The sequence below is a fragment of the Cellvibrio sp. KY-GH-1 genome (genome assembly GCF_008806975.1).
In the GTDB taxonomy this organism is placed as follows: Bacteria; Pseudomonadota; Gammaproteobacteria; order Pseudomonadales; family Cellvibrionaceae; genus Cellvibrio.
On the sequence record NZ_CP031728.1, the window covers coordinates 2,758,345 to 2,778,560 of the forward strand.

Consider the following 20,216-nt stretch of genomic DNA (forward strand, 5'->3'; position numbering starts at 1 on the left):
CGGAATCAATCAAAAAACTAATGTCCTTCGAGCTTGCCGCCAAATTAATCATTGGAATACTAATTTATATGGCCTACAAAAATGGAATTGCTCAGGATAAACCATCTCCATTTTTTTTCTCCATAATTTATTATCTAATTTGGTCAAACTATTTCAAAAAATCAAAGCGTGTTTTTAACTATTACGGAGCAAACTCCAAATAATGAGCCGCCCGCTTAATGGAGACTTTCGCTTATAAATAGTTAGCTATCTCAAAAAACCCGCAACACCACCCGAGCTATTTCCATAACGCGTCCAATTCAAACCAAAGGCTTTGGCGATATCCAGATATAAATTGGACATTCCGGCGTTATTCGCATCTATAGCATTGCCGATACGAATTGAATTGCCGGCGCCGCCGGCGACGTAGATGCCGGGGTTTTCTTGTTGGTGGTTGCCGCCGCCGACCTCGGACATTACTAAAATTAAAGTGTTATCCAACAGCGTTCCGCCGTAGGCTGCATCCGGGCGGGTGGCGAGCTCGTCCATCAGGTAGGAAACAAGAATGTTGTACCAACGGGTTTGGGCATCGAAGAGTGATGACTCATCGTGCGAGCTGGCGTGACTGCCGTTTTGGTTGTACGTTAATTTTTCACCGATACCGAATTCACCCATATACGGGCGAATCGCCGGAAAATTAATTTTTAGTGATTCATCCTGCGCGCCCATAAATTGAAAACTGGCGACGCGGGTGATGTCTGCTTGAAACGCCATCGCAATATTGCGCATTTGTGCTTTCGCGATTGCATCGCCATCGTCATTATTTCCGGTCATGCCAATGGCGGGGCGCGCAAATCCGGTACTGCCAACATTGAGCGTACCAGTGAGTGTATTTTGATAATAATTCAATGCTTCTTCATGAGTTAATAATTTCCCTTGCTGCTTCACACTGAGTGTATTCGCTTGCAGCAAATCCAGATTTTCGTGCAGCGCTTCCAACACTTTTTTACGACGCTCGGTATCTGGATCAGGCGTGCCACCACCTGCGTTGCGCACCACATCCGCGAGCAGCGTGTCATACACTTGCTGCGGATCATCGGAGACTTGAATCTTATTGCGATTTTTATCGGTAAACGGCATATGCGAGGCATCTTTCGCTTTGCTGCTCCAAACGCCTACATGCATGTTTTTAGTGAGGCGCCCACCGAGCGCCTCGCCCAGTGCCACATCAAACGTGGGCGCATATTCCTGGCCACCCGAAAAGACACCACGACAGGCTTCCGGATGGCCCGAACTTCCGCCGTGACCGTTATAGGTGAGATTTTTTATGGGAATCAGTTTAGTGAGATGCGCATTTAAATGTTGCAATGGGCTAGTTGCGAAACTGTTGCTACCGAGCGCGCCCAGATTATAGGAATGCCATTTATCGCGCACACAGCCATTGGGGTAATAAACCATCACAAAACGTTTAGCGCCCGCCGCTTGCGCAAACACATTTCTCGATAACATAAATTGACTAGTAAACGCCGTGGTTAACCCCAGGCGCGCAATAGTGCGCAGGAACTCGCGACGCTGCATTTTATTTTTCAACAGATTCATCTTTGTGCCCTCCGCCCTTACTTGCGCAAAATATAATTTTTGGTTTGGGTAAACTGGATCATCAAATCCAGCATGCTGGCATTGCTTGACTCTTTGAAGGTTTTGCCGATGACTTGCAGCGTACAACTATCATTCACTTCCTCGCGTTGCCCGCGTGCATAGCGATACCACTGCCGCACATAACAGGCTTTGGCATTGGTGCTGCCCGCAATCAGACCCGCCAACTCATCCATACCCTGATAGGTCACTACCGGTTCCGCTTCAGACAAATAAGTCTCCGCCGAATTTAAACTGCCGATATAACCGAGCGAATTAATTATTTTTACCAAGCCGTTATCGGTGGTTTCGTTGGTCACATACAAACCCAGTGCATTGTAATTTTCCAAACCAAAACCAATGCCGTCGATATATTGATGACAAGCCTCGCAACCCTCTTTTAAATGCGCGTGCTCAAAACGTTCGCGCACGGTAAGGCTTGGGTCTTCCAATGGTTTTAATTCAGCACCTACCGGCGGGGGCGGAAAATCCTGGCAGAGCAGATTGCGTCGCACAAACAACCCGCGCTTTACCGGATGCGTTTTTTCCGATGCCGATTGGATGGCAAGAATGCCCGCATGCCCTAACAACCCGCGACGTTCAGCATTAGCCGCGTTGTAATCCACGCGTTGAATTCCACTGCCACCCGGCCAGCTCAAACCGTAATGGGTCGCAAGCTGTTGCGTCATATAGCTGTAATTGGCATTGAGCAATTCGTTGTAGCTGCCACCGCTAAATACCGTGCGCTTAACTAACTCAATAGTTTCCGCTTTCATATCAGCTTTGAGGCCTGCACTTAATACGGAGGTTTTAATGTCTTTATCCAGATCCAGCCAACCAGTAATAAAACGCTCGAAGGCAATTTGCGCTTTGGAGTCTTGCAGCATTTGCGCAACCTTGGCAGAAATTTGTGCAGGCGTACTCAACTGCCCTGCATCAGCCGCCGCCATTAATGCCGCATCTGGCGTTGTTGCCCAATAGGTGTAGGACAACATAGCAGCAACTTCATAATCCGTGAGTTCGTAATAAGCGCCTTTTAGTTCACCCACTTCCGAGCGATACAACATGGAGGGCGATGAAAGAATGGCGGTGAGCAATGCGAGATTGCCCTGCGCTGTTTGCAGTGCAACTAATTTAGTAACTTCTGTAGCACTCAACGGACGGCGATAGGCGCGCTTGCCAAAAGTCTGCACAAAACAAGTCGCGTTGCTACATCCCGGTGTGAGACTGTAAATATGACTCACCATGGAGGCAGCTGCTTCGGCAGCAAGCACATAACCTTTGGCGTAATCGTTAGTAAAAATAGTATTGGCGTTGGTTTTAAATCCATTCACCGGAATATCTGCCGGGATGCGCCCGCTGGTGAAATCGACAGTGGTTGCGAGCCCCAACAAATCGCGTACTGAATTGTTGTATTCCAATGTTGATAGCAAACGGAAACTGCGATCTTGCGGAATTAAATCGTCGAGGCTTTCTGCGTTGCACACGCCCGCCGGTGCAATAAACGCCTCATCAAAAATCATCGCCGCAATACTGCTTGCACAGGTACCGGTGCAGCTGCCGACATTACCTCTGGGCATATTGGTTGCAATATAATTTGCCAAACTCGTTAGCGTGTAGCGCGTTTGTAAATCGTGTAATGAGGGAATACCATTGCCATCACTGCCGTGACAACCATTGCAACCCTGGCTTTGATAATGGCTGCGCGCCACCTGATGCTGGTCGGTAACGGTATCGAACACTGCAAGTAGCGTAAGTGAAACGGCATTACCCACCACCATTTTTGTATTCGCGCTATTGGCATCCAACAAATAGGCTGCACCGGTTCCCTCCCAGTGCACAAATTTCATGCCCGGACCGGCAGCGTTTGCTTTGATATCAACTAGAGTGCCGGGTACAAATAATTTTCCACTCAGGTTGGCGCTGTTCGCGATAGTCGCAGTGCCATTGCCCACTTGAATTTGCGTGCCCGATTCCACTACCGCCAATGCAGGTTCTGCTGTTAACCAGGCGGCGTCATACCAACCCGGATTGGATTGGTTTACCGTTAAAGTGCCGGTTTGATTGGCTTTGTTGTTGCTGAAAATAATATTGGTACTGCCTGCGGTATTTGCCCATGTCACAGGAATAAATGTACGCAACCAATTTGCACCGTATTTAGCGGCGGCTTCCGTCATTGCAGGCCCTGGCCATGCACCAGTGCGATTTGTTTCTACACCATTTTGGTTAGTCCAGATATGCGTATTCACCGTTGCCCACGCGGCCGGCTTTTTCACATACACATATTGCCCCGCACCTAAATTCGTCACCGTATAGGTTGTAGAAATTGTTCCGTAAGTTGCAGTGATAGTTGCCGTGCCTGCGGTTGCACCCGCGGTAATTAAACCCGCCGCCGATACACTTGCCACAGAGGTATTACTACTCGCCCAATTCACTTGTGCATTCATGCCCAGCAAATCATCGCCTGCTGTACCTACCGCAACCAATTGCTGCGTCTCGCCAGTTTTAAACCGCAAATTTGCGGCACCGGTAATTGCCAGGGCAGTGACCGGATTTGTCGCCGGAACAATTTCCAGTTCAATGCTATCGTTATAACCATCACTGCTCGCGGTAATAGTTACAGCGCCAGTTGCTAACGCAGTAACATTAATTGCCGCACCGGTTTTACCTTGCGTGGAAATAATGGCCGGGTTGCTTGATGACCAAATGATTGACCCCGACACTGGCAAACGAGTGCCGTTGCTGTAAACCGATTCCACACTTAAACCAACAATCTCGTTAACTTCAGGCGAAGCTTTGGTTGCGGTTATTTCAATACCGGTTTGAACAACATCAACACCTAATTCAATAATCCAGTTACGGAATAAATTTTCTGCTTCAGCATTGGTTGCCACCGATCCATACGGCATACGCATGCCCGCACCGGTTTGATATTTATAGACGTTACTGTTAGCAGGAATTCCAGGCACCACACGATTGTGATCATTGACTAATTTCATCGCTGCCAGTGCAGTGCCGTAACGCATATCCATACCACCCGAAGTACCCGAGTGGCAGTGAGAGCAGTTGGTGTGGAGATAGGATTTTGCGCGTGCTGTCAGGTCAACACTTGCATCCGTTGGTGCTGTGAATTTTGCATAACTGGTGCTGTTGTTCAGAGGCGACGTGAACAAACCTATCGCATTAAACACATCCAATTGATTGTTTGTGACTCCTTGATAATTGAAATGATTGTTCAATTGCAAGTTGTGTATCGATAAGGGTGTTAATTTTCCACCAGCATCTTTGTGGCAGCCAGCACAGGTACTGCCCGTCTCCACCTTGCGCACCACACTCACCACACCACCGTCGGGTTCTACGGACGATTCAGTAACTAAATCCGCATCAGTACCCGCTGCATTCCAGCGATAATTTGCCGCTTGCCAACCGGATTCCTGACGAAATAATACCGAGGTAGTGAAAGGTTTATTGGCGTTGGTCGATGTCGCTATCGATAAATGTTTGACGATTACCGAACCAACAGGCAAATCCCAAATTGCCACTGGATCAACTGCTGCATCAGCAGTAATTTTGCTGGTATTGGGCAGCGCCATAAAATGCCGCACCTGGCCGCCATCAAACCAACCTTTGGTATTTACGGTGTATTCAATAACGCCGTGCGCGGGAATGGCATTGGGCAAATCGGCAAACAAACCGGTTGCCGACAAGGTCGGTGGAATTTGTGCGGATGAAACATCATCATCCACCACTTTAAAAATGCTGGAAGGCCCACCCAGTTCGCGACCGTGACTGGAAACTAATAAATTCTTTTTGAGGTCTTTGCCAATCGATGAAATGTAGTGCGGAAAAGCCTCGCTAATTAATTTCTTTGCCTGGCCATCATTGGCAACCGACCAGAGGCGCTTGCTGACGTAATCACCAAAAATAAAACTGCCATTGAGGTTGGGTAAATCCGTGCCGCGATAAACGAATCCACCAATAATGGAAACACCGGAGGTGCGCCCATAACCTTCGCGTGGCGGAACAAAATCTGTTAAACAATTTTTTGGTGCATCGCCACCAAGTGCACCACGATTGCGCGTACCTTCACACACCGGCCAACCGTAATTCTGGCCTTTGGTAATAATGTTAACTTCTTCGTAGGCGAGATCCGTATCCTGCCCGATTTCTGTTTCCCACAGAGTGTAAGGTGCATCAGTATCAAACGCCCAGCGCCAAGGATTGCGATGGCCCATGGACCAAATTTCTGGCAAGTAACCAGCGCGCCCAACAAAAGGATTATCGGCCGGTACGCGATAATATTTTCCATCTACCGCTTGGGCTAATGGCTCAATACGAATAAATTTTCCGCGCAATGTCATTGGATCCTGCGCGCTGTTATTGGTGCGACGATTGTAAGGATCACTGGGTAAGGGATTTTGCGTAAACGCACTGTGACCGTAACCGCCCTCACCAATTCCCACATACAAATAATGTTCAGTGGGATGGAATTGCATCATGCCGCCTTTGTGGTCTTCACCAATTTGCGGAATGCGCAACACTTCTACTTTGGCACCGGCAGAGGTTGGATTTGCCGGATTATCAACTGTCCAACGCTCGATAATCGCATCGCCGGTTTTGCCACCGACTATGCCATCCGTACGCGGATAAAAATTATCTGTCTCACCAAAAAGATAATACACATAAATAAAACCATTGGTGGCGTAATAAGGATCAAACGCCATGCTCAACATCCCGCTTTCATTGTTGTTGAGCACGGTGGATTTGATATCCAACAGTTTTCGCACTTCAGAGGCGATTACATTTTCATTATTCGGGAACACATAAATCGCGCCTTCTTTGTCGACGACATACACCAAATCATTAATGCCGTCGTTAGTGACCATCACCGGCGAAAAGAAATATTCAGTTAAATTCGGGTAGGCATTTACAAAGCGATACTTGCCCGCACTCACAGTGCCACTAATGGGAAAACCAAGCGGCGCAGCCAATTGCGGGCGCTCGGGTAATGCTTGAGCGCCGGCAACAACATTAATCACCATAGTATCAGTGGCGGTACTGCCATCAGCCGCCGTGAGTGTGAGCGTTACTGTGATATTGCCGACAGCTTTCAACAATGGTGTTACCACTTGTCTGCCGGTCAATGCACCTGACCACGCCGGGCTGGTCCAATTAGCGCTAACATAATTTCCAATTGACGCTGCCGCCGATAACGCCTGACGCGTATTGATATTGGCTTTGCGATCCACACCGGCATTGGCAACCAATTCCGCGGGTACACCGCAGGTACTAGCGGTTTTCCAACTTGCTGTACCAAAGTCGTAGCAATTATTCGGCGCAACAAAATTTAAATCGATCGTTTTGGGATTGCCATTCACACTAAACACTATGCCCGCTGAAGTAACCGTGCTGGCAAATTCGTGACTGTAAAATGTTGGGGCATTGATATTTTTAATCATCGCCGGGCCAGGCCAGGTTGAGCCAGCCAATGCAGGTTGCACATTGAAATAATGGATATTGACCGAAGCCCAGTTAGCGGTATTTTTAAAATAGATTTTTGTTTTTTCCGCAGTGGCAGAACTGGTAATAGAGCTAACTGAAGAACTGGATTTACTGGAAGACGCTGCGGATGAACCTAGGGCTGCCGATGAAGAAATCGCGCTTGACGAAATAATGGATGTGGTTATTGATGAGACTATTGATGATGAACCAACTGAGGATGATGTCGCTGATAACGCAACAGACGAAGAAGAAATACTCGCCGCTGATGAGGTTGTAATTACACTGAAGCCGCACTGCGCTAATGTTTTCCAAGCATTATTATCATAGCAGGCCGCACCCGTGTATTTCAGGTTCGCCGTCTGGTTTGCACCATTGTTGCTAAAAATCACATCCAGCGAAGCCGGCATCTGCATACCAGCAGGAATCGCAACTGTGAAGTCGTAACAATAAAAAATGCCACGCTTGGTCATACTCTTACCGGGCCAAGCGGGCAAAGGGGTCACTGCCCCCGCAGGCAGTGGATTCCAAAAATAAATATAAGGCGTAGCAAAATTATTCGGGTTGCTAAAACATATATTATTGGCAGAGAGCACAATAGGCAGTTTGGTTGCAACAATTGCCTTGCTCGAATCATTAAAGGTAATTTTGTAATCGCCATCGCCGCCAGTAATTAAATAGTCCTGCACGGGGTAAGCTTCATTCCAGTTTTCAGCGTTACGACTAATTTTAAAGCGCGGGTTCGCGCCCGAAAAACTTTGTTGGGTTTCCCATAAACCCGTCGAGGAATTTTTAGTCATTGCCGTCGCTGCCCAATTGTTGGGCGTGCCGCGAAAATAGCTGTTTACCCAAGTTTGGGCCTGACCAGCCTGTGCATAAGCCAATGCGCACAGCAGGAAAAAACTGCACAGGAAGTAGCGCTGCGAATGGGCAGCAATAGCCGTTGATGAAGCGTGCATAGTGTCTCTCTCCCGGTAACGACCAGGCGAATAGCAATCTAGGCACCTGGATATATTATTGTTATGTAATTTGAATTATTTAAGGCAAAGCAAAGCCACAGATGCATGGCGCACCTGAAAAACTCAATGTTATTTTCCAACCAAGCTGATTGAGTCAATCAAACAAAAATTATGCAGATCCCTGGCTGCAAGAAAACCTGCTGCCATTGCTACCGGATCAATGCCACTGAATCAATTTTCTACGTAAGAGTATTTAAAAGGCGTTTAGCCAACGCGGGCGATAATGGTCTTAATTCGTATTTATTATGAAAAACTTTTTCTATTGTTGATAAAACAATTTTTACAGAACACCACTCGAGCAGAATAGTTTTACAACCTGCACCCGGCAAGATGAATACGTATGCAAGCATCGACTCAAAAAATACAAAGGCAGCCGAAGCTGCCTTTGTATTGGATGCAGATAGGTTCGAAATCAAATGAACCGATTTTATAATCAGCTAAATAAATTGCGGAAGAACAACTTCAAGTTGTCGAGCAAGCGAGCGAAAAAACCGGCTTCTTCAACGGGTTGCAACGCAACAATTGGGGTATTCACAATGAGTTGGCCATCTAACTCAACGGTTAAATTGCCCAGCTCCTGACCCACGGCAATAGGCGCTTTGATAATTTCGTTGATGTGCATTTTGGCCTGCATGGCTTGTTCACGGCCTTTCGGAATAGTTAGCACAATATTGTTGGGAATACCCAGCGTTACTTCCTGGGTTTTCCCGGCCCACACGCGTGAAGTGCTAACTTGTTGTCCCGCCTGGTACAACTGGGTGGTTTGGAAATAGCGGAAACCATACGCCAATAATTTTTGTGTTTCTGCAGCGCGCGCACTTTCATTAGCGGTTCCCATAACAACCGCAATAAAACGCGTGTTCTCGCGTTTGGAAGACGCCACCAAACAATAGCCCGCCTCTTCGGTATGACCAGTTTTCAGGCCGTCCACAGTTTCATCGCGGAACAACAGCAGGTTGCGGTTAGGTTGGCGAATATTGTTGTAGAAAAAATATTTTTCCGCGTAGAGCGGATAGTGCGTCGGGTGATCATTAATAATCGCACGCGCCAGAATGGCCAAATCTTTTGCAGTCGTTAAATGTCCTTCTGCAGGCCAACCGGTAGAGTTTTCAAAATGGGTGTTTGCCATGCCCAATTGCGCTGCTCGCTGGTTCATGGAATCGACAAACGCATCTTCATTGCCAGATACATATTCAGCCAGTGCCACAGTGGCATCGTTGCCGGATTGGATAATGACACCGCGCAACAAATCAATCACCGAAACCTGGGTGCCCTCTTTCACATACATGCGTGAACCACCCATTTTCCAGGCTTTCACACTGATGTTCACCATGGCATCTTCCGTGATTTTGCCTTTTTCAATTTCATCCACCACCAAGTAGCTGGACATCATTTTAGTAAGGCTCGCTGGTGGCAAACGCTGATCAGAATTAAATTCGGCCACGATACTACCCGTGGTGGCATCCACCAAAATAAAACCCGTTGCGGCTAATTGCGGTGCAGCGGGAATGACTTGTGGCTTTTGCTCAACTACCTGACCGGGTGTTGGAGCAGCAGGCAGAGTCGATGCTGGCAACTGGGCATTTGGCAGTTGCGCTGGTTGTGCTGTTGCCGGTTGCGGTGCAGATTGTTGAACAGTTGGTTGCTGGATGGTTGGCTGCTGGGCAACTACCAAAGCCGATGAAAATAACAGTCCACATACAATAGATTTTTTAATCATGGTCGATTAACACTCTTCTAACAAAAATAAACGGTGCCACACTAACTATTTCGGGTGAACCTAAACTGAATCGTTTGTTCACAAAGTCAGCGTTATGAAATTACTGATAGACCACATGGGCCTCATAAATTTTTACGCGCGCTAATTGATCGCGCGCTTGCTGTAAATTTTTTGCATCTTTAAACGGACCAAGGCGCACGCGATGAATTTCTTTAGGTGCGGACGCAGAACTTATCACTACTGGAAACGTTAACTTCGTACCCAGGTTCGACGCAAAATCCTGCGCGGCTTGTTTATTACCAAATGCGCCTATCTGCAAGTAGGTTCCCGGTGGCAGCGCTGCTTCAATTTGCTTGGCCACTGAAGTCTCTGCCTTGCGCGGAATAGGCGGCGCATCCCCCGGTAGCGCAATTTCAACTTCCACCCGTCCGGTACCGGCCTTGTGAATACCAATGCGCTGGGCCGCCGCGTAACTTAAATCGACGATGCGCCCCTGATGAAATGGGCCGCGGTCATTAATACGCACGACTACGCTCTTACCATTATCCAAGTTAGTCACGCGCACATAGGAGGGAATTGGCAGAGTTTTGTGCGCGCCGGTCATGGCGTACATATCGTAGAGCTCGCCATTGGAGGTGTGGTAACCATTAAATTTATTGCCGTACCAAGAGGCGTAGCCACGCTCTTTGTAAGAGGTTTCATCTTTAATCAGGTGATAGGTTTTACCCAATACCGTATAAGGATTTTTATTACCCGCGCGGGTGCGAACTTCATAGCGCGGCACCGCATCAGGAATGTGGGAGAGGTCTACCTCTTCACTCGGGCCAAAATCCTTATCGTGCTTATAACGACCATCATTAGGATTGTAGGGCTCAGTAGTTTTGGTTTTGGGCTTGGAACCGGAACAGGCGGCAAGGAACACGCACAACAACGCCAATACTAGATACATCCGGGGTTGATGCTTGCTAAAAACTGGCGATGATGAATATTGCTGCATGTGCTTTGCCCTTGAGTAAGCGTTATTTTTTTCCGCTTTGTTTCATAGCGGCTTTAATATCCTGACTCAAATCATAGACTGCCATGGCGTACATGGGGCTGCGATTGTAACGGGTGATGGTGTAGAAGTTTTGCAGACCAAACCAATACTCCAGGCCATTCACGCCCTCAAATTCAACAGTGATTGCCGGTGTGCGCGCCGCAATTTTTACTATTGGTGCTACACCGAGTTTTTTCCAATCACCCAGAGTAAGCACAGGCTGCTCAACTTTGTTAAACGATGCATGAGCACTGACTTGTTCGCGCGCTTTGGTAAGTTTGGCGGGAGCAACCACTGGCTTGCCTGTTTGCCAGCCGTGTTTTTTAAAGTAGTTGGCAACACTGCCAATCGCATCGGTAGTGTTGTTCCAGATATCCGTAAAACCATCGCCGTTAAAGTCCACTGCAAAATTGCGGTAGCTGGAGGGCATAAATTGGCCATAACCCATAGCGCCTGCGTAGGAACCTTTAAATTCAAGCGGATTGTGCTTTTGCTCGCGCGTGAGGATGAAATAATTCACCAGTTCTGAGCGAAAAAAAGGCGCGCGCGGCGGATAGTCAAATGCGAGCGTGGTTAACGCATCTATTACATACCAACTGCCAGTATTTTTACCGTAGTTGGTTTCCACTCCAATTATCGCCACGATAATTTCGGCGGGCACACCAAACTCTTTTTCGGCGCGCGCGAGCGCCGCGCGATTCTCATTCCAGAAGGCAACACCATTAGTGATGCGCACAGGGATAATAAAAATCGGTCGGTACTCTTTCCAGGTTTTGGATTTTTCCGCCGGGCGCGCAATGGCATCCAGAATCGGTTGGCGCTTCTCCGCCTTGCTCAACCATTGATTGATTTCGGCGGCAGTAAACCCATGCTGCTGCACCATCTCATTCACAAATTCCGCCGCCAGTGGATGCTGGCTGTAATCGGCATTGGCACCCGCGCACAAGCCTAAACCAACCGCGCCGAGCCAGCCCTTAACTAACGACCAGGATTTAATGTGGGGAAAACGCATAACCTTTCTTCTCATTTTTTTGCTCGACAAACAACCGCATCTGCTTCAGGACTGGGGCGTCATCACGCGCTTCTGTTCGGTGGAGATAGCCATCAACAAACCAAACCCGGCAAAGAGCGCAACGATCGCGGTACCGCCCTGACTGATCAGCGGCAAGGGTACACCCACCACCGGCAGCATGCCCGACACCATACCCATATTTACAAACACGTACACAAAAAAGGTCGAGCTAACACTGGCGGCCAGCAGGCGTCCGAAGGTGTTTTGCGATTTCACCGCGATGGTCAAGCCACGAATAATTACCAACGCATAAACCGTCAACAGCATTATCACCCCCAGCAACCCAAACTCTTCCGACATCACCGCGATAATAAAATCCGTGTGGCCTTCTGGCAGGAAGTCGAGACGCGACTGGGTGCCCTCCATCCAACCTTTGCCCGAGAGACCACCGGAGCCAATAGCGGTTTTGGATTGGATAATATTCCAGCCAGTACCGAGCGGATCTTGCGTCGGATCGAGCATGGTTAACACCCGCTGACGTTGGTAGTCGTGCAGCATGTAATGCCAGATGGGCCAAAGGCTCGCTCCAAAAACCACTGCCGCAGCCGCGATGTAGCGCCACAACAATCCGGAGAAAAACAACACCATCATTCCCGAGGTGGCCACCAGAATCGATGTACCCAAATCTGGCTGTTCAATAATCAACGCGGTGGGAATTCCGATCAGCGCCAATACGGCGACTACGCGTTTAAAACTCGGCGGCAGAAACCCGCTACTCAGGAAGGCCGCTACGGTAATCGGCATGGCGAGCTTCATAATTTCCGAGGGCTGGAAGCGAAAGCTGCCGATCTGCAACCAGCGTTGGGCGCCCATGGAAATATCGCCAAAAATAGTCACCGCTAGCAGCAACAGGACGCCGCCTACATAGGCGAATGGTGCCATCCTCCGGATAAAATCCACCGGGATCTGCGCCACCACGAACATGGTCACGTAAGCGATGATAAAAAAAGTGCCCTGCTTTTCCACACTGGGCAAGTTGTGCCCACTGGCGCTGTAGAGTACGGTCAGGCCAATCGTGGTTAGCAACAGCAACAACATCAATAGGAAAAAGTCGATGTGTAAACGCTCCGCCAAGCGCGTCGGACGACTGAACGCACGTGACGCTTCCGGCATGCGCCGCTGAAAATCCTGTCGATTCATTATTGGCTAGCTCCCGCACTGGAAGTAGATACCGAGGATGCGGATGAGCCCGCCAATTTTGCTGCTTCTTCTGCCGCTTTGGCTTCGCGCGCGGCTTTGCGTTCGGCAATGTAATTGTTCGCGCGTTTAATAATAGCGGCTGGGTGAAATCCCAACGGAGGAACCGGCTCTCCCGGTTTCAGGTAATAACCCAGCAGATAGGCATCCATTACCCAGCGAGCCACCGGCGCCGCCTTGCTGGAGCCACCTTCCGCATTTTCGACCATGACGGCCACAGCGATTTTTGGGTCTTCCAGCGGCGCAAACGCGATAAACAGTGCGTGATCGCGGTGACGCTCCTTGAGCAATTCCGATTTGTACTTGGCGTTCTGTGCAATGCCCACCACCTGCGCCGTACCCGACTTACCCGCCATGCGATATTCCGCACCGGGGCTCATATAGCGGTTAGCAGTTCCGCGCGGACCGTGGACCACTTCAGCCATACCCTCAAAAATTGCGTCCCAGTATTCGGTTTTCGCATCCAGCGTTTCTTCGATAATCGGCTCATGAACCTTGTCGCCAATGCGCTGCACAAATTGCGGCCGGTAGCGCACACCTCGGTTAGCGATGGTGCTGGCAACCACCGCCAATTGCAGTGGAGTTGCCAACACAAAGCCCTGTCCGATAGACATGTTTACCGTATCGCCGGGATACCAGGCCTGACCTTTGGCGGCCCGCTTCCACTCCCGCGATGGCCAAATGCCCTTACGCTCACTGGGAACATCGATACCCGTTGCCAGACCCAAACCAAAATGGGTACCAAACGCACTCATCTTGTCGATTCCCATACGGGTACCCAGATCCCAGAAATAGGTATCACAGGATTGCGAAATACCCACTTTAAGATTCACCCGACCGTGGCCACCTCCGGTCTTGGCTAGGCTCCAGTCGCGATAAATACGCGAACTGCCCGGCAGTGTAAAAAAACCAGGGTCTGAAATCGCGCGATCTACGTCAGTAACGCCATGGTACAAACCCGCCAGTCCAATTACCGGTTTAATGGTGGAACCAGGCGGATACTGCGCTTGCAAGAAGCGGTTAAATAGAGGGGTATCAATATCGTCATTCAAGTTTTTGTAATCGCGATACCCAATACCGGTTACGAACAGGTTGGGATCAAACCCGGGATTACTGACCGCTGCCAATACGCCGCCGGTTTTTACATCAATTGCCACTACCGCACCGCGGCGCCCTTGCATGGCAGCAACCGCCGTTTCTTGCAGGCGCGTGTCCAAATATAAATGCAAATCGCTGCCTTGCGCCGAATCGATACGATCCAACACGCGCATGACCCGGCCACGGGCATTGGTCTCTACGTTTTGGCTGCCCACCTGTCCAAGCAGTACATTTTCATAACTGCTTTCGATACCACTCTTGCCAATCGCATGGGTACCCGAATAGCGCTGCAGTTGCTCTGGCGTAAAGCTATTCATATCTTTTTCACTGATACGCCCGGTATAGCCAATTACATGAGCAAACATATCCATGTGCGGGTAGTTGCGTACCAACTCCGCATTAACCTCTACGCCTTCAAGCAAATGCTGGTTTACCGCGAGACGCGCAATTTCGTCTTCGGTCAGACGATAACGCAGCGGAACCGGGTCGAGCTTATGGCGGCGCTGCTTTTGCGCTTTATAGAATTTGCCCAAATCGGACGGGGTAATTTCGATCAGGGTTTTGAGCAGCTCGATGGTGTTATTTAATTCGGTAGCATCCGCACTGACTACCGACAAGGTAAAGCTGGCTTTGTTGTCGGCCAGCAATTCATTGTTACGATCAAAAATCAAACCGCGTGTCGGCGGTACTGGTTGCACGTGAACGCGGTTGCGCTCGGATTGAGTGGCGTATTCTTCGTAGTTAACGATTTGCAAATCGTAGTAGCGATAAACCAACGTGCATACCAATAGCAACATAAACGTTGCCATCACCAGCACGCGATTGCGAAATAATTTAGCTTCGCGCTGGTGATCTTTAAAATGTTGGTTTTCTTGCATGGTCGGGCCGAAAATTAAATCAAGGTTGATGTGGCGGTGATGGTTTTATTTTCTGCAAATTATTTATGGTATGGATGATTTTGCAAAATACTGCTGGCCCGATATAACTGTTCTATCACTAAAATGCGCACGAGTGGATGCGGCAAGGTCAACGGCGAAAGCGACCATTTGATCGACGCCTTTTGCACACACGCCGGTGCCAATCCATCCGGGCCACCAATTAATAATGAGTAGTTGTTGCCACTCATTTTCCAACTCGCGAGATTTTCCGCGAGTTGTTCGGTGCTCCAGGGTTTGCCTTTGACCTCTAACGCAATGACTTGTTCGTCTTTGCCGCCTTTTTCAATTGCTGCAAGCATAGCTTCGCCTTCCTTTTCCATGGCTTTGGCGATGTCACTATTTTTGCTGCGCTGGGCGAGTGGCAACTCCACCATTTCCACAGTGAGATCGCGCGGCATACGCTTGGCATATTCCGCGTAACCCGCTTCAACCCAATCGGGCATTTTTGTGCCTACGGCGATAATTCTTATGCGCATTCGGTGATACTTTTTAGCACCGTGCATCACTGCAGATTTAGCAGTGCCGGACACGCCGTGAATACATCCATGTAGGCTTGTCGTCGACCGCTGGGCGGGCCTGCCAACAGGTAAACCTGTTGTCGTTCAGCTGCGCGCAAAACATGTTTTGCAAACGCTTGCCTCACCCCTGTCTCCGACAGTCCGTCACTGCTAAATCTGCAGCGACGCACTCATCAGTAATTACGTACGATTCGCAGGCTTCATCGACCAGAGTTTTTCCAACTCGTAGTAATCGCGGGTTTCCTGTTGCATCACGTGCACTACGGTATCGCCGAAGTCGACCAGCACCCAATCACCGGTTTCAAGGCCTTCAACACCCAATGCACGAAAGCCGGCTTTTTTGGTCTCTTCTACCAGATTCTCTGCCAATGAGCGCGAGTGACGACTGGAAGTACCGCTCGCAATAATCAATGTGTCCATCACATCGCTGAGTTCGCGTACATCGAGCGTGACAATGTTTTTGCCTTTGAGATTTTCAAGGGCTTCGATGATCGCTTTATTTAAATCTGACATTCAGTTACCTATTTACTAAAAAACTAACAATAAAATTTATTAAGATCGGTACAGCCCCTGCGCGCGGATGTAACTCCATACCGCATCCGGCACTAAAAACTGCGGCGATGCTCCCGCCTTGATATGTGCGCGAATTTCCGTGGCGGAAATTGGCAACAAACGCTGTTCCAATATCACCAACTTACCAGCAGATGCCGAGCGAATTGCTTCAGCATCAGCGCGATGTTGCACGATTAGATCCGCCACAGGCCCCTGCGCTGGCAACTCCCAACCGGGACGCGCGACAACCACGAGATGAGCAAGCTCGATTAATTCCTGCCACCGATGCCAAGTATCGAGCGCGACAAAACTGTCCATGCCCATACACCAACTCAGGCTCACCTCTTCACCCAACTCAGTGCGCAACTCGCGCAAAGTGTCATAAGTGTAGGAGGGTTTTTCGCGTTGCAGTTCACGCGCATCCCAGTGCAATTGCGGACATTCCTTTAACGCGAGCTGCAACATCGTTAATCGTTGTTGCGCATCCACACTGGGCGATGCGCGATGCGGTGGAATGTAGCAAGGCATTAACCGCATTTCATCCAGCGCCAGCTGTTGCTTTAACTCCAGCGCCAGACGCAAATGCCCGAGATGAATCGGATCAAAAGTACCACCAAATAAACCCAGGCTATGGGGCTTAGGTGCGGATGTGCCCATCACCAAACACTACCCATTTTTGCGAGGTCAGACCTTCCAACCCTACAGGTCCACGCGCGTGGATTTTGTCGGTAGAAATTCCAATTTCCGCACCCAGTCCGTATTCAAAACCATCGGCAAAACGCGTGGATGCATTCACCATCACCGACGCTGAATCCACTTCGGTGATAAAGCGGCGCGCGCGGGTGTAGTCTTCGCTTACGATCGCGTCTGTATGCTGGGAGCTGTATTGATTGATATGCGCGACAGCTTCATCCAAACCGCTCACCAACTTGATCGATAAAATCGGCGCGAGGTATTCGGTTGCCCAGTCCTCTTCGGTTGCGGCATTTGCAGAAATAATTGCGCGGGTCTTATCGTCGCCACGCAGCTCCACACCTTTTTCGGTATAGGCAGCGGCAAGTCGCGGGAGAATTTGCGCCGCAATTTGCTCATGAACCAACAGTGTTTCCATGGCATTGCAAACACCGTAGCGATGCGTTTTAGCGTTCATGGAAATCGTGAAGGCTTTATCCAGATCGGCTTTATCGTCGATGTAGACATGGCAAATACCGTCGAGGTGTTTGATCACCGGTACCTTGGCATCATTGCTGATACGCTCGATCAGCCCTTTACCACCGCGGGGAACAATTACATCCACAAACTGCGGCATGGTGATCAGCTCGCCCACTGCCGCGCGATCGGTGGTCTCTACCACTTGTACCACTTCTGCAGGCAAACCAGCAGCTTTCAAGCCTGCTTGTAAACAATTGGCGATAGCGCGGTTAGAGTGAATTGCTTCGCTGCCACCGCGCAAAATCGCCGCATTACCGGACTTCAAACACAGGCTGGCGGCATCGATAGTTACGTTGGGGCGGGATTCATAAATAATCCCCACCACCCCCAAAGGCACACGCATCTTGCCTACCTGGATACCACTAGGGCGGTAGCTCATATCGGTAATTTCACCGCAGGGATCAGCCAATGCCGCAACCTGGCGCAACCCTTCAATCATTCCGTCGATAGTGGTTGGTTTAACAGCCAGTCGGTCGAGCATGGCGGCATCCAGACCATTGGCCTTGCCAGCCGCCAGGTCTTTCTGATTTTCAGCGACCAAGGTAATGCGCGATCTATCCAGCTCGTCAGCAATCGCCAACAATGCCTTGTTTTTCAGGGCGGTGGGCGCCGCCGCAATGATGCGAGAAGCCGTGCGCGCTTTTTGACCAAGACCGGCCATGTAGTCTTTAACGTTTATTTCAGATTTGGATGCAGACATGAAACAACCTGTGCGTGTGCGGGAAAGCCCAAAATGCAGTTTGGAAAAAATGGCCGCGATTATAACCCGAGTTGCACCACAAATTGGCGCATTTGCGGGCTTTATTTCCAACGCCCACACAAATTCCGGTGAGTTAGCGCAATTGCGATCTGGCGCACAATAAAACGCGAAGGGCTTTCAGTTTGAATTCAGTTTACGAGGACTAGTCTGGAATCACGTTAATCCAATACAGAAACCTCTGTATTAACCCCCAACGGAGATACCACATGAAACGCTTGTTACTCATCAGCACCCTGGCCAGCATCAGCCTACTGCTGGCTAACAATGCACTGGCGGATCGCGATCATCATCGTCACGGCCACGATCACCACAGACACCATCACCATGAGACAGTCGTGGTTTATGAACGGGACTACTACGCCCCAGTGACTGATGTGCGCCCGATTTACCGCGAGGTCGCGGTGGATGTACCACGCGAATCCTGCCAGGTTGAAACCGTGGCTTACCGCGAGCGTCAGCGCGGCGGTGACTCTTTCCAAGGCACTGTCGTTGGCGGCTTGATCGGTGCAGCGATTGGTAAAGAAATTGGCCATAGCGGTCATGCGACGGCAGCGGGAGGCTTGATCGGCGCTGCAATTGGTAACGATGTTGCCGGTGGTGGCCGCACAGTGACGCGCTATGAAGACCGCGAAGTTTGCTCCACTCAATACCGCACTCGTTATGAGCGCCAGCTGGTGGGTTATGAAGTGAGCTATTTGTACGGTGGCCGGATTTACCAGACCGAAACTCGTCATCACCCTGGCGACCGCATTCGTCACAGATAGGACTTTGTGAATAACGCTTTACCGAAAACCCCAAAGGTCAAATTGACCTTTGGGGAAACAGCAGCGATAGTGAAGGCATAAATCTTGTTGGATCAAGTATTGCCGGACCCAGTAGTATGAAGTCGTTTATTCGTCATATCACCCGTTTACGCACCTGCGCTGCCAGCGGATTGCTGGCCACTTTGCTGCTCGGCGCCTTGCCTGCCGCTGCCGAACCGGATTTACTGGGCGGCGATATGGGGATCTCCACCAGCACCCCCGCCAATGACATGATCGATAGCCGTCGTATCGACAATGATCCTATCCCGTCCGACCCACCGCCGCCCCAAATAACCCCCGCACAAGCCGCTGAACTGGTACGCCGCTCTACCGGTGGGCAGGTGATGAGTGTCAATAGCCAACAAACCGAAAACGGTGTTGTCTACGGCGTCAAGGTGTTAAATTCTGGCCGGATGAAAGTTGTCCGCGTCCACGGCCAAACCGGTCAAATTATTAACAACTAGTTGTTTCTACCCATCCAGCACGGACTGACACCCACTATGCGAATCCTGATTGTTGAAGACGAAAAGCCGCTGCGCGAGCAGATTCAGAGCCTGATGGCAGCGGAAAAGTATGCCTGCGATGCCGCCGCGGATGGCCGTGAGGGTTTGTTCCTGGGGACTGAATACGATTACGACCTCGCAATTATCGATTTGGGCCTGCCGCTGCTGGATGGCTCCAACCTGATTAAACAATTGCGAGCGAAAGCGCGTAATTTCCCGATCCTTATTTTGACGGCGCGCGGAAACTGGCAAGACAAAGTAGAAGGGCTTGAAGCGGGCGCCGATGACTACCTAACCAAGCCGTTTCACCCGGAAGAACTGCGCGCGCGCATTCACGCGTTGCTGCGCCGCGCTAGTGGCCACGCGTCCTCGGTGTTGCGCTATGGCCCTATCTCCATTGACACCAGCGCCAAGCGCGTCTTTCGCGATGAAACAGAAGTGGAGCTCACCAGTTTCGAGTACAACACCCTTACCTATCTGGCGATGCACGCCGGTAAAAACATCTCCAAAAGCGAGCTGACGGAACATCTCTACGCGCAGGATTACGACCGCGACAGCAATGTGATCGAAGTGTTCGTAGGGCGCTTGCGCAAAAAGCTGGATCCGGAAGGCACCCTCAACTTGATCACCACCCAGCGCGGCCTTGGTTATCGCTTTAACCTGGACAAGCAATAG

Annotated in this window: 14 protein-coding genes; 3 read left to right on the forward strand and 11 right to left on the reverse strand. The window is 49.9% G+C overall.

Going from position 1 to position 20,216, the window contains the following annotated elements:
• Positions 1-246: 246 nt before the first annotated feature.
• From D0C16_RS11920 to D0C16_RS11970, 11 genes are all read right to left on the reverse strand, one after another.
• Positions 247-1,578 carry a DUF1552 domain-containing protein gene (locus tag D0C16_RS11920; RefSeq protein ID WP_151032580.1) on the reverse strand — a complete coding sequence of 444 codons (1,332 nt, stop codon included), beginning with the start codon at positions 1,576-1,578 and terminating at the stop codon, positions 247-249.
• 17 nt (positions 1,579-1,595) lie between these two features.
• Positions 1,596-8,072 carry a starch-binding protein gene (locus D0C16_RS11925; RefSeq protein ID WP_225319004.1) on the reverse strand — a complete coding sequence of 2,159 codons (6,477 nt, stop codon included), beginning with the start codon at positions 8,070-8,072 and terminating at the stop codon, positions 1,596-1,598.
• A 493-nt stretch (positions 8,073-8,565) separates the two neighbouring features.
• Positions 8,566-9,852 carry a D-alanyl-D-alanine carboxypeptidase family protein gene (locus D0C16_RS11930; RefSeq protein ID WP_151032581.1) on the reverse strand — a complete coding sequence of 429 codons (1,287 nt, stop codon included), beginning with the start codon at positions 9,850-9,852 and terminating at the stop codon, positions 8,566-8,568.
• A 100-nt stretch (positions 9,853-9,952) separates the two neighbouring features.
• A complete protein-coding gene (locus tag D0C16_RS11935) occupies positions 9,953-10,849 on the reverse strand; it encodes a septal ring lytic transglycosylase RlpA family protein (protein WP_225319005.1) in 897 nt (298 codons plus the stop codon).
• Between the two features lie 22 nt (positions 10,850-10,871).
• On the reverse strand, positions 10,872-11,900 hold the full coding sequence (gene mltB, locus D0C16_RS11940) for a lytic murein transglycosylase B (RefSeq protein ID WP_151032582.1): 1,029 nt from the start codon (positions 11,898-11,900) through the stop codon (positions 10,872-10,874).
• Positions 11,901-11,945: 45 nt separating this feature from the next.
• Positions 11,946-13,100, reverse strand: a complete 1,155-nt coding sequence (rodA, locus tag D0C16_RS11945; protein ID WP_151032583.1) for a rod shape-determining protein RodA — start codon at positions 13,098-13,100, stop codon at positions 11,946-11,948.
• Complete coding sequence (gene mrdA / locus D0C16_RS11950; RefSeq protein ID WP_151032584.1) at positions 13,100-15,133, reverse strand: penicillin-binding protein 2; 2,034 nt, start codon at positions 15,131-15,133, stop codon at positions 13,100-13,102. The genes rodA and mrdA overlap by 1 nt, the downstream gene beginning before the upstream one ends.
• A 59-nt stretch (positions 15,134-15,192) precedes the next feature.
• A complete protein-coding gene (rlmH, locus tag D0C16_RS11955) occupies positions 15,193-15,669 on the reverse strand; it encodes a 23S rRNA (pseudouridine(1915)-N(3))-methyltransferase RlmH (RefSeq protein WP_151032585.1) in 477 nt (158 codons plus the stop codon).
• Positions 15,670-15,891: 222 nt separating this feature from the next.
• A complete protein-coding gene (gene rsfS, locus D0C16_RS11960; protein WP_151032586.1) occupies positions 15,892-16,224 on the reverse strand; it encodes a ribosome silencing factor in 333 nt (110 codons plus the stop codon).
• 39 nt (positions 16,225-16,263) lie between these two features.
• Positions 16,264-16,920 (reverse strand): nicotinate-nucleotide adenylyltransferase, encoded by a 657-nt coding sequence (gene nadD / locus D0C16_RS11965; RefSeq protein WP_151034914.1) that lies wholly within the window; start codon positions 16,918-16,920, stop codon positions 16,264-16,266.
• The gene (locus D0C16_RS11970; protein WP_225319040.1) at positions 16,901-18,154 is read right to left on the reverse strand and encodes a glutamate-5-semialdehyde dehydrogenase; all 1,254 of its coding nucleotides are present in this window, start codon (positions 18,152-18,154) and stop codon (positions 16,901-16,903) included. The genes nadD and D0C16_RS11970 overlap by 20 nt, the downstream gene beginning before the upstream one ends.
• 287 nt (positions 18,155-18,441) lie before the next feature.
• Between D0C16_RS11970 and D0C16_RS11975 the strand changes: the two genes are divergently transcribed.
• From D0C16_RS11975 to D0C16_RS11985, 3 genes are all read left to right on the forward strand, one after another.
• Positions 18,442-18,999, forward strand: a complete 558-nt coding sequence (locus D0C16_RS11975; RefSeq protein ID WP_151032588.1) for a glycine zipper 2TM domain-containing protein — start codon at positions 18,442-18,444, stop codon at positions 18,997-18,999.
• Between the two features lie 116 nt (positions 19,000-19,115).
• Positions 19,116-19,502 (forward strand): PepSY domain-containing protein, encoded by a 387-nt coding sequence (locus D0C16_RS11980; protein ID WP_151032589.1) that lies wholly within the window; start codon positions 19,116-19,118, stop codon positions 19,500-19,502.
• Positions 19,503-19,538: 36 nt separating this feature from the next.
• Positions 19,539-20,216, forward strand: coding sequence for a response regulator transcription factor (locus tag D0C16_RS11985; RefSeq protein ID WP_151032590.1), 678 nt, complete (start codon positions 19,539-19,541; stop codon positions 20,214-20,216).

Coding starts and splice junctions, on each gene's coding strand:
- D0C16_RS11920 (WP_151032580.1), bottom strand. CDS start 1,578: ATGAATCTGTTGAAAAATAAAATGCAGCGTCGCGAGTTCCTGCGCACT.
- D0C16_RS11925 (WP_225319004.1), bottom strand. CDS start 8,072: ATGCACGCTTCATCAACGGCTATTGCTGCCCATTCGCAGCGCTACTTC.
- D0C16_RS11930 (WP_151032581.1), bottom strand. CDS start 9,852: ATGATTAAAAAATCTATTGTATGTGGACTGTTATTTTCATCGGCTTTG.
- D0C16_RS11935 (WP_225319005.1), bottom strand. CDS start 10,849: ATGCAGCAATATTCATCATCGCCAGTTTTTAGCAAGCATCAACCCCGG.
- mltB (WP_151032582.1), bottom strand. CDS start 11,900: ATGCGTTTTCCCCACATTAAATCCTGGTCGTTAGTTAAGGGCTGGCTC.
- rodA (WP_151032583.1), bottom strand. CDS start 13,100: ATGAATCGACAGGATTTTCAGCGGCGCATGCCGGAAGCGTCACGTGCG.
- mrdA (WP_151032584.1), bottom strand. CDS start 15,133: ATGCAAGAAAACCAACATTTTAAAGATCACCAGCGCGAAGCTAAATTA.
- rlmH (WP_151032585.1), bottom strand. CDS start 15,669: ATGCGCATAAGAATTATCGCCGTAGGCACAAAAATGCCCGATTGGGTT.
- rsfS (WP_151032586.1), bottom strand. CDS start 16,224: ATGTCAGATTTAAATAAAGCGATCATCGAAGCCCTTGAAAATCTCAAA.
- nadD (WP_151034914.1), bottom strand. CDS start 16,920: ATGGGCACATCCGCACCTAAGCCCCATAGCCTGGGTTTATTTGGTGGT.
- D0C16_RS11975 (WP_151032588.1), top strand. CDS start 18,442: ATGAAACGCTTGTTACTCATCAGCACCCTGGCCAGCATCAGCCTACTG.
- D0C16_RS11980 (WP_151032589.1), top strand. CDS start 19,116: ATGAAGTCGTTTATTCGTCATATCACCCGTTTACGCACCTGCGCTGCC.
- D0C16_RS11985 (WP_151032590.1), top strand. CDS start 19,539: ATGCGAATCCTGATTGTTGAAGACGAAAAGCCGCTGCGCGAGCAGATT.